This is a genomic window from Bradyrhizobium sp. (assembly GCF_035652035.1).
Classification (GTDB): domain Bacteria; phylum Pseudomonadota; class Alphaproteobacteria; order Rhizobiales; family Xanthobacteraceae; genus Bradyrhizobium.
In genome coordinates, this window is record NZ_DASREO010000044.1 from 21,070 (window position 1) to 34,449 (window position 13,380).

A 13,380-nucleotide genomic window follows, 5' to 3' on the forward strand; every position below is an offset into this window, starting at 1 on the left:
CGATAGCCGGAGCTCCTGTGTGCACAGTGATGAAATCCGCGAAGCGCTTGTCAGGCGACTGCGCGCCTTAGCCGGGATTACGGACGAGGACGTCAGCGAAATCAACGCGCTCCCGATTGCGGTGAAGCAATTCCCGGCGGAGCGGACGGTCGTGGCCGACGGCGAGGCGGCGACCGACTGCTGCCTGATCGCCGAAGGCTTCTGCGTACGCTCCAAAACGCTCACCGACGGCAAGCGGCAGATCCTCTCGATCCATATCCCCGGCGAGATCCCCGACTTGATGAGCCTGTTCCTGCACGTGATGGACCACGATCTCGTCACGCTGACGCCGTGCACGCTCGGCTTCATCCGCCATGACGTGCTGCAGAAGTTGCATCGCCGGCGGCCCAACCTGGCCGAGATCTTCTGGCGCGACACCCTGATCGACGCGGCGATGTTCCGCGAGTGGATCGTCAATGTCGGCCAGCGCCCCGCGCCGTCGCGCCTCGCCCATGTGATGGCCGAGTTGCGCGAACGGCTCAAGGTGATTGAGCGCGTCAACGGCGACAGCTTCGAAATGCCGTTGACCCAGGAACAGATCGGCGAGGCGCTCGGAATTACCGCAGTGCACGTCAACCGCGTGATCAAGCAATTGCGGGAAGATGGAATTATCGAGTTTCAGCGCGGTCGCGTGACTGTGCTCAATGAAGCGAAATTTCAGGAACTGGCGGACTTCGACGATCGTTACCTGCATCAGTCCCCAGCGAGTTGATCCGCCATGCCGCATTTTCATTTCGATATCGAGGAAGCCGGCCGCATCACCCATGACGACGACGGGCAGGACTTCGTGGACTTAAAGGCCGCGCGCAAGGAAGCGGTCGAAACCGGCGCTTCCATCGCCCGTGAGGCCTTCATGGCGGGCAGTTCGGATCACGTCGTCATCGATGTCCGCGAGGACCACGCGCCGTCCCTCAAGATCTCGATCAGGCTGGACGTCGAGAACACCGCCGGGTTCCGCCGCTAGATCGCCGAGCCAATCCCGCAACCCGACACATGTTAAGTCGGCATCCTCCACGCCCGCTGGTCCTGCCGCACGGCAAATTTGAAAGCCGCGGACAGCAACGCACCTCAAGTTGAGGGAACGAAAGTAACGCACGCCAATTGTCGGGAGGAGCAACTTCACACTTCGGACAATGTCACGCTACTTCTTTCGCATCAGCAACGGCAAGCCATATGACGACGACATCGGCGAGGAGCTTCCCAACGAGGGAGAGGCCTGGTTGTCGGCAAAGCGTCTCGTCCGCGATATCGAGGATACGCTCGAGCCGGACGGCAAGTGGGTGGTCGAGGTCAGGGATGCGGAGGGCCCGCTCTATCTGATCAGTATCGACGGGCGCAAGCTGCGGTAGGTCTTAATCGCTGACGACGAGCGGCGCCCTACGCGAGGCCGCCGATTTTTCGCCGCGCTTCGCACGCGGGGCGGAAGGCTCGGCCAGCGCATCGAGCCCGGCCAGAAAATCCGCACCCGAACGCATGACATGTTCGGCCGCGAGCGCAGCCGCGGCGCGCTCGTCACCGTCGATGATGGCGCGCAGGATGTCGGCGTGTTCGGACCACGAGCGCGACTGGCGCGACGGCGACATCGGCGCAAACAGCATGGCGGTGCGGTTGCGCAGCTTCAGCAGCACCTCGCCAAGCACGCGATTTTGGCCGGCGGCGGCGAGCGCGTCGTGATATTGCTGGTTCAATTCGAACAGCTGATCGAAACGGCCGGCGGCGACCGCGGCCGTGCCTTTTTTCAGCACGGCTTCGATGCGCTTGATCAGCTCCTTGTCGTGCCGCCGCGCCGCGAGCCGTGCGTTCTGTCCTTCCAGCAGCGCACGCACCTCGATGGTCTCTCGCGCCTCCTGATCCGACATGATCGCAACCGACGCGCCGCGGCGCTCGGCGATGTCGACCAGGCCTTCCGAGGCCAGCACTCTGATGGCTTCGCGCACGGGATTGCGGGACACGCCGAGTTCGTCGGCGAGTTTTCCCTCCACAAGCCGTTCGCCGGCCTTGAGCCGTCCGGTCATGATGGCGCGGCGCAACTCGGCAATCACCTGGCCATGCAGGGACGAATGCTCCTCACCGATCCGGCGATTGAACGATCCAGAACCAACGGCCATGACGACTTGCCTGCCTTTACCTCGATGCGTCCCGCGACACTGCCCGCGCGCACCGAATCGGAGATAGCGTTCGCGGCCCATATTACAAGCTTTGGCTCGCTGCTGCACCGAGCTGGCAGGCGGCGAGTTTTCTCCTTACGAATCGGTGCCGCTATCGGCGACCGAGGCCGCCGGCGCGACGGGACTGGCAGAAGGCTCGCTTGCGGACGTCTTCGCAACGCGATCGGCGAGCGGAATCCAGGACACGCTGACATCGCCGTTCAAAAACGTCTGGCACGCCATCCGATGTCCCGAGGCGAAATCCGCATCTGTCAGGTGCTTGCGCTCCTTCGGCTTGATGACGTCGGTGTTCTCGATGCCGCTTTCGATCCGGCAGCGGCAGGTGCCGCACAATCCGCCGCCGCATTTGAAGGGAATGCCGCCCTGCTCGCGCAGCGACACGCGCAAGAGGTTGCTGTTGTCGGGGGCTTCGACCGTCTTGGAGTTGTTCGTGATGAAGGTGACTTTGATCATGGCTCGGGTTGGATCATCGCGTATGCATCAGGCGGCAGCCGATGTTGCCGTCTTGCGCAGGCTCGTCTCCATGTGACCGAAGGTCGTCAGGTGCTCGAGCTCGGCATACGCGCGCTCGCGCGTGTCGAATTTCTCCAGGAATTTGCACGGCACGTTGTTGACGATCTCGCTGACGTCCTCGACGACGCGGATGCGGGTGTCGTCGCGCACGAGTTCGGCGATGACGAAATGCGCCTTCTTCACCCCGTAGAACAGGTAGTCGTAGGCCTCACACGGCTTCAAGCCCTCGGTGATCTCGGTCCTGAATTGGCCGGGCTTGCTGGTCAGGATCACATACATGGCACCCTCGCTGTCGGGCCTGGATAATGATGCGGGCGTTACGGTTGCTGGTCGGTTGGCGCTTCGGCCTTCGTCGCCTCGACTTTCGCCGGCTGCAGAGGCTCCTTCGGCTGCTCGAGTTCGATGTCGTGGTTGAGCCAGAGCTGGCAGATCAGGCGATAGCCCTCATCGAGATGCGGACCCAGCCGCTGCTTTTCCTTCCAGTTCGGCTCGGGCAGATGCTCGGCGCCGTTCAGCACGCGACATGCGCATTTGGCGCATTTCCCCATGCCGCAGCCGTAACGCAGGTGCGGATAGGGAAACTGCCGGATGCCCGCCTTCACGACGAGGTTGCTGTTGTCGGCAACCTCGCCCTGATGGGTCTGGCCATCGCGATGCAGGGTGACGAGCGGCACTTCTTCAGGCCACCTTGCGCTCGGTCATTTCGAGCTGCTCGATCGGAATGTCCTTGGCGACGTAATCCCAGTACAGCGCGGTGGTGTAGAGCAGCCGCATCTGCGCGCCGATCTCGCAGATCTTCAGGCAGCGCTGCTGCAGCTCGACCGTGTTGGCATGCTCCAGCACGATCTGATAGCCGCGCTCGCCGTGGATTTCGTCCGAGACGATGTGCAGATCGAAGAACTCGACCTCTTCGTCACTGAATTTGTACTTGTCGCGCAGCGTCGGCGTTTGCCGGCGGTAGATCGAAGGCACCTGCGATTCGAGGCCGACGACGAGACCAGCGACCGCGACGATCGGGTCCTCGCGCATCGCCACCGCATAGCACCAGCTCTGCAGGCCGCGGGTGGTCGCCGACATGTTGTCGGGATCGGTGACGCGCTCGCGCGTGGTGCCGCAGGCTTCGGCAAAGCGGATCAGAAGGTCGGTATGGCGATCGCCGCCGATCTCCTCTTCATACATGTTGGCGAGCAGGAAATCCTTCGCCTCCGTGTAGCGGTCCGGCATGCGCGCATAGACATAAGCGAGATAGTCCGCGAACGGGCCGACATAATGAAAGTGGTTCTCCGCCCAGCGCGCCAGATGCTCGCGATTGAGCTTGCCGCTCGCCCAGGCGACGCTGAACGGCGCCTTGTTGGCGCTCTTGCCCTTGATGGCGTTTTCGAGCGCGGTGCGGAACTCCACGTGGTTCATCAATTCGGGCATCTCGGCACTCCCTCTGGCCAGGACCGGAAGATCGCGGACGCGATCGGGTTGCAATTACAACTGTATATAGTATACAATCTTGATGCATGTCAATGCAGCCGAAAATCGCCTCCAGAAGGGCACGCGGCTTTCAACAGGGGAATGAGCCGGCCATCTCAAGGCCGGCCGATACCGGAACATTGTATACAATTTTGAGGCAGATAGCCGAATGACCCACCCCATCGTGATAACGGCGGCCCACTGGGCCTATCTCGCCGGCATCGCCGCCGTCGTCCTGACCATGGTCCTGCGCGCCAATGTCGTGCTTCCGTCCGTCGTCGCGACCTTTGTCGTGGCGCTGGCCTGGTCGGCAAGTCCGGTTAGCGCCGTCTCCAGCATCTTCAACGCCAGCTTTGTCGCGGCGAAGGAGCTGTTCAACATCTTCCTGGTGATCTCGTTGATCACGGCATTGCTGAACGCGCTGAAGACGCTGCGCTCGGACGTTTTGATGGTGCAGCCCTTTCGAGCGATCATGGGCAACGGCCATCAGGCCTTCTTCATCCTCGCCGCCGTCACTTACGTAATCTCGCTGTTCTTCTGGCCGACGCCGGCGGTGCCGCTGGTGTCAGCCGTGCTGTTGCCGGCCGCGATCGCCGTCGGGCTATCGCCGCAGGCAGGCGCGATGGCGATTGCGATCGCAGGCCAGGGCATGGCGCTGTCGTCGGATTATGTGATCGGCGTGGCGCCTGCCATCAGCGCCAAGGCGGCCGGCGCCGGGGTGACCGCTGCAGCGGTTGCCGATCGCGCGCTCGCGCTGTCCTTGATCGCGGGCGGCGTAGCGCTGCTCCTCGCCTATCTCTCGATCCGCAGGCGCAAGCTGATCCAGCCGGGCAGCGAAGCGCTGCTGGAAAAATGGCAGCGCCAGTCCGGCAACGGCGACGCCAAGCGGCTGGAGTCTCAGGGTACGTTCGACAAGGCCGAGCTCGCGCAGGCGACAGCCTACGATGAGCCGGCCACGATCGACGACAGGCTACGCCATCATCTGCCGCTGACCGACAAAACGCGCGCGGGCTGGTCAAAGCTGTTCGCCATTCTCACCCCGCTCGGCTTTGCCGCCGTGATCGCGGTGATGGTGGCGCCAAAACTCGGCTTTCACGGCATCTTCACGGAACTCAAGGGCGGCGATGCGGCCGCTCTGGTCGGCGGCATGGGTACCGTGCTGATGATCCTTGCCACGATATCAGCCGAAGGCTTCCGCAAGAGTTTCGACGTCTGCGCCGATCACATCACTGATGGGTTCGTCTTCGCCTTCAAGGCGATGGGATCGGTGCTGCCGATCGCCGGTTTCTTCTTCATGGGCGCGGGCGGCGATCTTGCCGCCGGAATCCTTAACGTGCCCTCGGGGCAGGCTCCGCCGCTGCTGTTCGATCTCATCCAGTCCGCGCAAACGTTCATCCCGCACAACCACTATCTCGTTGCCTTCGGCGTGCTCATCGTCGGCATGATCACCGGCATCGACGGGTCGGGCTTCGCCGGCCTGCCCCTCACCGGCTCGCTCTCCGGTGCGCTCGCGCCCGCCGTCGGCCTCGATGTCGCAACGCTTTGCGCGGTCGGCCAGATGGGCGCGGTGTGGACCGGCGGCGGAACGCTGATCGCATGGTCGTCGCTGATCGCGGTGGCCGGCTTTGCCCGCGTCTCCGTGCTCGAAACCGTGCGCGCACTGCTATTGCCCGTCCTCGCCGGCCTGTTCGTTGCGACCGTCTGTGCCGTCCTGTTCTGGAGCTGAACCATGAGCCTTCTTACTGAGGCGCCGCGCCGCACCGACGTCGCGTCCTTCAACAATCTCGTCGGTGGCGAGTGGGTCGCCGCCTCGAACGGCGCGTGGCTCGACAACATCAATCCGGCCGACACCAGCGACATCGTCGGCCGCTTTCCGGCCTCGACCGCGAAAGACGCCGAAGCCGCCGTGCGCGCGGCAGCAATGGCTTTCCCCGCCTGGCGCAAGACTTCGATCTCCGCGCGCGCAAAAATCCTCAACAAGGCTGCGGACTATCTCGACGTCCACGCCGAGGATTTCGCCATCGAGATGACGCGCGAGATGGGCAAGCCGGTCAATCTCGCGAGGGACGAGATCCTGCGCTCGGCGCAGACGCTGCGGTTTTACGCGGTCGAGGGGCAATCCTTTGCCGGCGAGGTTTTTCCGCAGGATGACGCCAGCATGATCGTCTACACCGAGCGCGAGCCGCTCGGCGTCGTCTCGGTCATCACGCCGTGGAATTTTCCGGTCTCGATCCCGGCGCGCAAGATCGCTCCTGCTTTGATCACCGGCAATACGGTCGTGTTCAAGCCCTCCTCCGATGCGCCGCTGTCCGGCTATCGCCTCGCCGAGGCGTTTGTCGCCGCCGGATTACCAAAAGGCGTGCTCAACCTGATCAGCGGCCGCGCCAGCGATGTCGGTGCCGCGATCACGACGCCGCCTGTCGTGCGCGCGATTTCGTTCACCGGCTCGACCGCGGCCGGCGAAGCGATCCACCGCTCGGTCGGCATCACCACACGCACGCAGATGGAGCTCGGCGGCAAGAACCCGCTGATCGTGATGGACGACGCCGATCTCGACAGAGCGGTCGACCTAGCCGTCAAGGGCGGGCTCTCGCTCACGGGGCAGGCCTGCACCGGCACCAGCCGCGTGCTTGTCATGCGCGCGGTCAAGGCCGCCTTCACCGAAAAGCTGCTGGCGAAAATCAAGACGCTCAAGATCGGCAATGGCCTGACGGCGGGCAATGACATCGGCCCACTCGCCACCGCAAGGCAGCTCGAGACCGTGCTGCGTTATGTCGAGATCGGCAAGCGCGAGGCAAAATGGCTCACCGGCGGCGATCGCCTGAGCGGTCCTGGCTATAGCTGCGGCTATTATGTTTCGCCTGCCGTGTTCACCGATGTGACGCAGGACATGCGGATCGCGCGCGAGGAAATCTTCGGACCCGTGCTCGCCTTGATCGAGGTCGAGAGTTATGAGGATGCGATTGCGAAAGCCAATGACAGCGAGTATGGCCTGTCGGCTGCGATCGCGACGACAAATCCCGCGCTGATGCACGCCTTTGCGCGCGACATCGAATCCGGCACAGTCAAGATCAACCGCACCACGACCGGCAACCTGATCAACGCGCCGTTCGGCGGCGTCAAACGGTCCTCGACCTCGACGTTCCGCGAGTCCGGGCGCACGGGACTTGAGTTCTACACCCAGATCAAGACCATCTACCGCGGCATCTAACTTTTTAAAGAAGAGACGACGACATGCGACAGACATTCAAGCTCGAACTCGCTGAAGCAAGGCTGATGGCAAAAGCTGCGATCGCGAAGGCCGCGGAGATCAAGGTGTTCGAGACCGTGTGCATCGCCGACGACGGCGGCCACCCGCTGTTGATCGAGCGCATGGATGGCGCGCGCATCACGGGACCGCAGATCGCCTGGAACAAGGCGTTCACCGCCGCGGGCCACAAGCGCTCGACGCATCTGTTCAACAAGACGCCGAACGGCCCGGCGCTGCCCGGCAACGAGGCATTCGGCATTCAACTGAGCTTCGAGGGGCGCTTTGCGGTGTTCGTCGGCGGCTTTCCGGTCGTGGTGGACGGCGAGGTCGTCGGCGGCATTGGGCTATCCGGCGGCAATGGCGAGCAGGACACCGCGTGCGGCGTCGCCGCGCTCGCGGCGCTGGCCGAACATTTCGGCGCCAAGCACAACGTGCTGGTTCAAGCCGACATCAAGCTGTGAACGCGCGGACAGCCTCTGGTCACAGCACCGGCTTGACCGGTGGCGGATTCCACTTGCCGGTGAGCGCCTCCGATGCCGGCGCATAGAGCCGCATCGTCAAGTTGAACGGACCCTTTGGCGCCGGGAGCCAGTTGGCCTCCTTGTCGGCGCCGGGACTTTCGTTCTGGAAGTAAAGGTCGAGCGATCCGTCCGGGTTGTTCTTGAATGGCATCCAACTGCTGACGGCAAACCGGTTGAGCGTGTTGGCAACCTGGAAGCCGTCCTCGTCGTACAGCGTCACTGACCAGAAGGCATTTGCAGGCGGCGTTTCGCCCTTGTCGAAGTGAAGTGTGTACTTGTTTGCGCCGCTCAGCGGCTTTCCGGTTTGGTCCGCGAGGTTGACCGGATAGATCGCGTCTTCGGGAAGATTTGCGCCAAGGCCAAGTTGCGCGACCATGGCGCGCTTCAGATAGTAGTTGCCGTAAACACCCATGGTGTCGGTGTTCATGGACCAGCCGTTCACGACGCGCGCCAGCGTCGGCAGCTTCCATGCCATGAGTTGCTGCGCGTCCTTCGGTGCGCTTGTGAAAGCATCGCGAATGGCCGGATCGGCCTTGTCGAGGTCGAAGTTTTTGCCCGGCTCGAAGCCAATCTTGCCGAGTTGCGCGATGATCGGTTGGTCGGTGATATGCGGCGGGTGGACCTTGAGAAGGTCGGCCGCATAGGAGAAGAAGCTGTCGGCAGGCATCGTGTCGACCATGGTTTTGGGCGGCGTCTTCATGTCGACGGTCGGATCTATTCGCACGTCCACCGGTTGTGGCGGCTGGCCCCACCGGGACAGCGGCGTGATCCGGTAGCCGGCCTGTATCTTGTGGACCGCGTCATAGTCCGCAGGTCCATCCGTCTTGGTTCGTCCGATGATCCACACGAACGGCGTCGGTGCGCTGATCCTTGATACGCCGGCGGGCACGTTTCCGCTCCAGCCGGGCGGCGTGACCAGGAAGTCGCCGGCTTTCGTTCCCGTCGTTCGCCAACCGGGGCAGGCAAAGACATCCGTCCACATGTCGAGCATCGGAAGCAGGTAGTACCGGCCACCGGTGTCCGGCGCGGAAACCACCATCGGCTCTTTGGTCAGATCGAGCCACGCGGGCGAATAGAGTGTATCGAAGTTTGGCCGCACGACGAGCTTCATGTCAGCGGGTGGATAGGCCGCCACGTTGACGAACATGTTCATCGGACCCTTGGCGATTTCCTTGCCAGGCTCGATGTTGGTCGATTGCTTGCGGGTCAAATCCATCAGGATCAGCGGATAAAAATACAGATACGCATCGACAGCGATGGCGCGCGCCTCCTGTTCGTTGATTGAAGATTGCCTGTTCGCGGCCTGCGCGTGAACGACATCGATGACGGCGCTTGATCCGAACGCCGACGCGAAAGCCAGCGCACTGCCGGCGAGAAGCACGTTGCGGCGATCGGGCGCGATTTTTCCGTCGTTTCCATCGATGGCACTCATGGCATCCTCCGCTATCGATGCCTCAGTCGACCCTTCAGGGCCTCAAGTGCCTTGATTTAGCTCAACACTCCCTGCCCGCGGGGTCGAAAGCCGCTTGCTGCCCGGTGCTATGCGTGGTGGTCGAAATCGCGGAGGCCCATCCGGGTCTCGCGGGCAAGATCGATCAAGGCCAGCAGAAAGAACGAGAGCGCCACCACGAACAGGATCGCGACCCCATACTCATGCGCGAGACGCAGCATGGCGCTGATGAACGCCACGATGATCAAGAGGGCGGTCACGATCGCGCTGATCGTGGCGTACAACACCGACCTGTTGAGCAGTTCTGCCCGGCGCTTGAGGCGCGGAAGATCCGCCTTGAGAAAGGATCTTTCCTTGTCCGATTCGCTGATCTTGTTGAGGAGCTGCGAGCGGTCGATCACGCGGTTCATGCGCGAGATCAGAACGGAGATGAATGCCGCGACGGCGCCCAGAAGAAACGCCGGCGCAGCGACGCTGCCGATGATGCTGGACAGCTGATTGAGTGAAGGCGCCAGACTAACCAGACTATCCACGTTCCTTAACCCCCGTCGCGGACCCCTGCCTCGCAATGAGCAGCGCCCTTTTATTATCACGATCCACGCGTGCGACCATCGCCTGGGGTCGCGCGCGAAAATGGTCAGTGTTACTGACATGGCTGCGGCAGGCCCCGCGCTAGCGGAAACAACGAGACTACGCGCCGGCGGAAAGCAAATCTGCAAAGCGGCTGGTGGCGCGGCGGATCCGCGCTAGAATCGGACCACTAGTCCGCTTTCGGATTGGCCGGCTCGACTTGCGCCGGCATGGACGGATCCGGCTCGACTGCGTCACGCGGTTTGGTCGGCGCAACGTCGGCGCCGGCCGAACGCGCCGCCTGCTGCGTTGTCGGGTGCTGATCGACAAGCTGGGCGGTATGAACATGCGGACGCGACCACGGGCCGTGGTCGACCACCAGCATGGCCAGTATTCCGAAAACCGCGATCGCGAGCGCGACCCAGACCGGCCGCACGCCCTGATGCTTCGCATGATCGGAGATCATTCGAACACCTCACCTGACGTTTCCCTTGATGGGCTAACGGATGCCCGACGGCGAAGGTTCCGGGTTCCGGCTTGAACGCCGGCAGACGATTGCAGCTCTCAGCTCACAGGCCCGCGCTTTGCGACTTCGCGCCTTCATCGTGAAGCCTGACGATTTCGGTCACCAGATAGAACCGATAGAACAGGTGAAATCCGACAAAAACCCACAACACTCCGCCCATCATCGACAAGAACGAAAACTTGCTGATCAGGCCTTCGAAGATCGTGTAAAGGCCGAGAACCGCCATGATGTAGATCGAATAGAGGTAGGGAAGAGATCCAAACAGCCGCAGCAGGTTTTTGCGGCGGCTGCTCCTCTCCACGGAAATCAGGAAGAAGTAGGTGAAGAGGCCGGCCGAGGCGGCAACGCCGCCCAGCACCGCGGCGTACGTGTAGAGGAAATATTCCAGAGACCATCCCAGGCGGTTAAATTCGAAAATCCCGTAAATCATTGCGACGACGATCGGCACCTCGATCCTCGCCGCCATGATGTCGCCCTTCGGACGCTTCAGCGCTGGAGGGACGGTAAAGGAGTCCATTCTAGTGGTCCGGTTCTAACATTCGCATCACTTTGCAGCCGGCACTTTTGCGAATGTTAGAATGAAAAGGACCACTAGCAAATACAGGTTTCTGGTTGAGTTTGGGATTTGACATTCGCTTGGCGAGCAAGCGGCCAAGTGGGGTAGAAAATGTCAAGCCCACTCCACAGGCCTTCAGGCGCGCGGCGACGGCGTCATGATGCCCTCGAGATCGACCTTCCTGGTCTCCGCCGTCGTGACGATGGCGAAAATCGCAAGCACCGCATACACCATCACGAGGCCTCCGATGTAGAGATAGGCCTGATGAATCCCGACAGCCTTCAGGACCAGGCCGGCGAGGATCGGGATCAGCCCGCCGCCGTAGACTTGCGCGATCTGGTAGCCGGCGCTCGCACCCGAGGCGCGATAGCGCGTCGGAAAGATCTCGGTATAGAACGCGGGGATCGCGCCATAGCCAAATCCAAAGACGAACCCGAAGCCTATGACCTCGCCGACCGCCGCGAGCAGGAAGCGTCCGGTATCGACGAGATAGAAGTAAGGAATTGCAAACAGCAAGAGGACGACCGCGGCAATCAACAGCACCGCCCGACGGCCGATCAGGTCGGCCAGCCACGAGCCGATGATCATGAAGACGAGCATGAAGGCCGCGGCAATCAGTCCGATCTGCTCCGGCTCCGATCCAGCGAATCCGACCGCCTTCATGTAGCTCGTGCCGAATACGAAGTAGAGGAAGAACGCGCCGCCGAACATGGCATTGACGAGCGAGGCGCGCAGGATGACGAGCGGCATATCGCGCCAGACCTGCGTCGCGGGATACTGCAACACGTCCTCGCGCCTCCGGTGGCGCTCGAAGACAAAACTGTCCTCGGTGCGCCTTCGGATGAAGACGCCGACGATCGCGACCAGGAAGCCGAGCACAAACAGGATGCGCCAGCCCCATGCCGTGAAGGCTTCCTGAGGCATCAGCGACTTCACGACAATGACCGAACCGAAGCCAAGGATCAGTCCGATGGGAATGGCAAAGCCGACCCACGCGCTCCAGAAGGCCCGGAAGCGCGAGCGCGCCGCCTGTTCCGCGACCCAGGTCGCGGCGGTGCCGAATTCGGCGCCAAAGCTGATGCCTTGCACCAGCCGAAACACGATCAGAAGCACGGGCGCGATGACGCCGATGGTGTCATAGCTCGGCGTGAGCCCGATCAGGAGCGTGGAGACGCCCATCAACACCAGCGCATAGACCAGCGCGTCCTTGCGCCCGTAGCGGTCGGCAAGATGACCGAACGCGTAGGCGCCGATCGGGCGGATGATGATGCCGATGCCGTAAACGCTGATCGCCGCCGCCGCGGCCGCATACTGCGGCAGCTTGAAGAAGACGCCGCTCCAGACGGTCGCCGCAATTACGCCCGTGACCAGGAAGTCATACTGCTCGATGATGGAGCCGACGATGCTTGCGACCGCCACCTTGGTGATCTGGGCCCGGGTCGGGGCTTCATCGTAATCAGCCAATTTTTTCCTCGCTCTGTCGTGCGCAAGTGACGACCTGCGCCGTTTATGCAGCAGCCTGCGCTTCATTCCTGCGCCAATTGATCAGCCCGCCGGCCAGAACCACATCGATCTGCAGCGCGGTGAGGCCGTGGCGTGCCCGCAACTCGCCGCGGCAATCCAGTGCAATGTCCTCGCCGCTCTTCAGCGCACGGCGCAGATTGTCCGCACGCAGGACGTCGTCCTTCTGCAAACGCTGGTAATCGGCCGCGTTGACGAATGTCAGCGGCAGGATGCCGTAATTGACGAGGTTCTGGCGGTGAATGCGCGCAAAGCTCTTCGCGAGCACCACCCTCAGGCCCAGGTTTCGCGGCGCCGCCGCCGCATGCTCGCGCGAGGACCCCTGGCCGTAGTTGCGCCCTGCGATCACGGCGTGTCCGCCGCTTGACCCTCGCGCGCGCTCGGCATAGGTGCGATCGATCCGCTCGAAGGCGAAATCGCCGATCCTCTGGATGTTTGAGCGATAGGGAAGCACCCTGGCGCCGGCGGGGAGAATTTCATCCGTCGAAACGTCGTCGCCCATTTTCAGGAGGATCTTCAGCGCAAGCGCGTCGGGCAGCGGATCGAAATCCGGCAGCGAGCGGATGTTCGGTCCTTTGACAAGCTGGACACCTCGCGCCTGTTCGACGGCGAGCGGGGCTTCAAGGAGCTTCGCGTTCATCGCCGGCCGTATCGGGTCGTGCAATTCCGGGCGCGCCTTCTGCAACGTTCGCGGATCGGTGATGCGCCCGGCGAGCACGGATGCTGCCGCGGTTTCCGGCGAGCAGAGAAAGACGGAATCTTCCTCGGTGCCCGACCGGCCGGGAAAGTTGCGCGGCGTGGTGCG

The 13,380-nt window shown here is 62.6% G+C and carries 16 protein-coding genes and 1 pseudogene; 6 read left to right on the forward strand and 11 right to left on the reverse strand.

Annotation, left to right across the window (positions count from 1 at the left end; genetic code table 11):
• The first annotated feature begins 19 nt into the window (after window positions 1-19).
• From VFB05_RS13510 to VFB05_RS13520, 3 genes are all read left to right on the forward strand, one after another.
• Window positions 20-751 carry a Crp/Fnr family transcriptional regulator gene (locus VFB05_RS13510; protein WP_325013145.1) on the forward strand — a complete coding sequence of 244 codons (732 nt, stop codon included), beginning with the start codon at window positions 20-22 and terminating at the stop codon, window positions 749-751.
• A gap of 6 nt (window positions 752-757) precedes the next feature.
• Window positions 758-1,003, forward strand: coding sequence for a DUF6894 family protein (locus VFB05_RS13515; protein WP_325013147.1), 246 nt, complete (start codon window positions 758-760; stop codon window positions 1,001-1,003).
• 169 nt (window positions 1,004-1,172) lie between these two features.
• The gene (locus tag VFB05_RS13520; protein ID WP_325013149.1) at window positions 1,173-1,388 is read left to right on the forward strand and encodes a DUF6894 family protein; all 216 of its coding nucleotides are present in this window, start codon (window positions 1,173-1,175) and stop codon (window positions 1,386-1,388) included.
• A gap of 3 nt (window positions 1,389-1,391) precedes the next feature.
• Here VFB05_RS13520 and VFB05_RS13525 read toward each other — a convergent pair whose 3' ends face one another.
• The 5 genes from VFB05_RS13525 to VFB05_RS13545 all read right to left on the reverse strand — a co-directional run bounded on the left by VFB05_RS13525 (window position 1,392) and on the right by VFB05_RS13545 (window position 4,142).
• Window positions 1,392-2,147 (reverse strand): GntR family transcriptional regulator, encoded by a 756-nt coding sequence (locus VFB05_RS13525; RefSeq protein ID WP_325013151.1) that lies wholly within the window; start codon window positions 2,145-2,147, stop codon window positions 1,392-1,394.
• Window positions 2,148-2,282: 135 nt separating this feature from the next.
• On the reverse strand, window positions 2,283-2,660 hold the full coding sequence (locus VFB05_RS13530; protein WP_325013154.1) for a 2Fe-2S iron-sulfur cluster-binding protein: 378 nt from the start codon (window positions 2,658-2,660) through the stop codon (window positions 2,283-2,285).
• Between the two features lie 27 nt (window positions 2,661-2,687).
• Complete coding sequence (locus VFB05_RS13535) at window positions 2,688-2,999, reverse strand: ferredoxin (RefSeq protein ID WP_325013156.1); 312 nt, start codon at window positions 2,997-2,999, stop codon at window positions 2,688-2,690.
• A 38-nt stretch (window positions 3,000-3,037) separates the two neighbouring features.
• On the reverse strand, window positions 3,038-3,394 hold the full coding sequence (locus VFB05_RS13540; protein ID WP_325013158.1) for a 2Fe-2S iron-sulfur cluster-binding protein: 357 nt from the start codon (window positions 3,392-3,394) through the stop codon (window positions 3,038-3,040).
• Between the two features lie 4 nt (window positions 3,395-3,398).
• Entirely contained in the window at window positions 3,399-4,142 is a 744-nt protein-coding gene (locus tag VFB05_RS13545; protein ID WP_325013160.1) for an iron-containing redox enzyme family protein, read from the reverse strand.
• A gap of 208 nt (window positions 4,143-4,350) precedes the next feature.
• Between VFB05_RS13545 and VFB05_RS13550 the strand changes: the two genes are divergently transcribed.
• From VFB05_RS13550 to VFB05_RS13560, 3 genes are read left to right on the forward strand one after another with little or no spacing between them, the layout of a single operon-like run.
• The gene (locus VFB05_RS13550; protein ID WP_325013162.1) at window positions 4,351-5,907 is read left to right on the forward strand and encodes a hypothetical protein; all 1,557 of its coding nucleotides are present in this window, start codon (window positions 4,351-4,353) and stop codon (window positions 5,905-5,907) included.
• A gap of 3 nt (window positions 5,908-5,910) precedes the next feature.
• Window positions 5,911-7,392, forward strand: a complete 1,482-nt coding sequence (locus VFB05_RS13555; protein WP_325013164.1) for an aldehyde dehydrogenase family protein — start codon at window positions 5,911-5,913, stop codon at window positions 7,390-7,392.
• Between the two features lie 23 nt (window positions 7,393-7,415).
• Window positions 7,416-7,892, forward strand: a complete 477-nt coding sequence (locus VFB05_RS13560; RefSeq protein ID WP_325013166.1) for a heme-binding protein — start codon at window positions 7,416-7,418, stop codon at window positions 7,890-7,892.
• Between the two features lie 19 nt (window positions 7,893-7,911).
• Here the strand turns inward: VFB05_RS13560 and VFB05_RS13565 are convergent, their stop codons facing one another.
• The 6 genes and pseudogenes from VFB05_RS13565 to VFB05_RS13590 form a co-directional block, all read right to left on the reverse strand.
• Complete coding sequence (locus tag VFB05_RS13565; protein WP_325013168.1) at window positions 7,912-9,384, reverse strand: DUF1254 domain-containing protein; 1,473 nt, start codon at window positions 9,382-9,384, stop codon at window positions 7,912-7,914.
• A 107-nt stretch (window positions 9,385-9,491) separates the two neighbouring features.
• A complete protein-coding gene (locus tag VFB05_RS13570) occupies window positions 9,492-9,935 on the reverse strand; it encodes a DUF2721 domain-containing protein (RefSeq protein ID WP_325013170.1) in 444 nt (147 codons plus the stop codon).
• A gap of 227 nt (window positions 9,936-10,162) precedes the next feature.
• Window positions 10,163-10,438, reverse strand: coding sequence for a hypothetical protein (locus VFB05_RS13575; protein ID WP_325013172.1), 276 nt, complete (start codon window positions 10,436-10,438; stop codon window positions 10,163-10,165).
• A gap of 103 nt (window positions 10,439-10,541) precedes the next feature.
• Window positions 10,542-11,015, reverse strand: a complete 474-nt coding sequence (locus VFB05_RS13580) for a hypothetical protein (RefSeq protein WP_325013174.1) — start codon at window positions 11,013-11,015, stop codon at window positions 10,542-10,544.
• Between the two features lie 174 nt (window positions 11,016-11,189).
• On the reverse strand, window positions 11,190-12,518 hold the full coding sequence (locus VFB05_RS13585) for an MFS transporter (protein ID WP_325013176.1): 1,329 nt from the start codon (window positions 12,516-12,518) through the stop codon (window positions 11,190-11,192).
• 43 nt (window positions 12,519-12,561) lie between these two features.
• Window positions 12,562-13,380 (reverse strand): annotated as a pseudogene (locus VFB05_RS13590) (aconitate hydratase); the annotation flags it as partial.

Excerpts from the sequence above, each read along its gene's own strand:
- VFB05_RS13530 (WP_325013154.1), bottom strand. The coding sequence starts at position 2,660 with ATGATCAAAGTCACCTTCATCACGAACAACTCCAAGACGGTCGAAGCC.
- VFB05_RS13555 (WP_325013164.1), top strand. The coding sequence starts at position 5,911 with ATGAGCCTTCTTACTGAGGCGCCGCGCCGCACCGACGTCGCGTCCTTC.
- VFB05_RS13580 (WP_325013174.1), bottom strand. The coding sequence starts at position 11,015 with ATGGACTCCTTTACCGTCCCTCCAGCGCTGAAGCGTCCGAAGGGCGAC.
- VFB05_RS13535 (WP_325013156.1), bottom strand. The coding sequence starts at position 2,999 with ATGTATGTGATCCTGACCAGCAAGCCCGGCCAATTCAGGACCGAGATC.
- VFB05_RS13525 (WP_325013151.1), bottom strand. The coding sequence starts at position 2,147 with ATGGCCGTTGGTTCTGGATCGTTCAATCGCCGGATCGGTGAGGAGCAT.
- VFB05_RS13560 (WP_325013166.1), top strand. The coding sequence starts at position 7,416 with ATGCGACAGACATTCAAGCTCGAACTCGCTGAAGCAAGGCTGATGGCA.
- VFB05_RS13565 (WP_325013168.1), bottom strand. The coding sequence starts at position 9,384 with ATGAGTGCCATCGATGGAAACGACGGAAAAATCGCGCCCGATCGCCGC.
- VFB05_RS13545 (WP_325013160.1), bottom strand. The coding sequence starts at position 4,142 with ATGCCCGAATTGATGAACCACGTGGAGTTCCGCACCGCGCTCGAAAAC.
- VFB05_RS13575 (WP_325013172.1), bottom strand. The coding sequence starts at position 10,438 with ATGATCTCCGATCATGCGAAGCATCAGGGCGTGCGGCCGGTCTGGGTC.
- VFB05_RS13515 (WP_325013147.1), top strand. The coding sequence starts at position 758 with ATGCCGCATTTTCATTTCGATATCGAGGAAGCCGGCCGCATCACCCAT.
- VFB05_RS13520 (WP_325013149.1), top strand. The coding sequence starts at position 1,173 with ATGTCACGCTACTTCTTTCGCATCAGCAACGGCAAGCCATATGACGAC.
- VFB05_RS13550 (WP_325013162.1), top strand. The coding sequence starts at position 4,351 with ATGACCCACCCCATCGTGATAACGGCGGCCCACTGGGCCTATCTCGCC.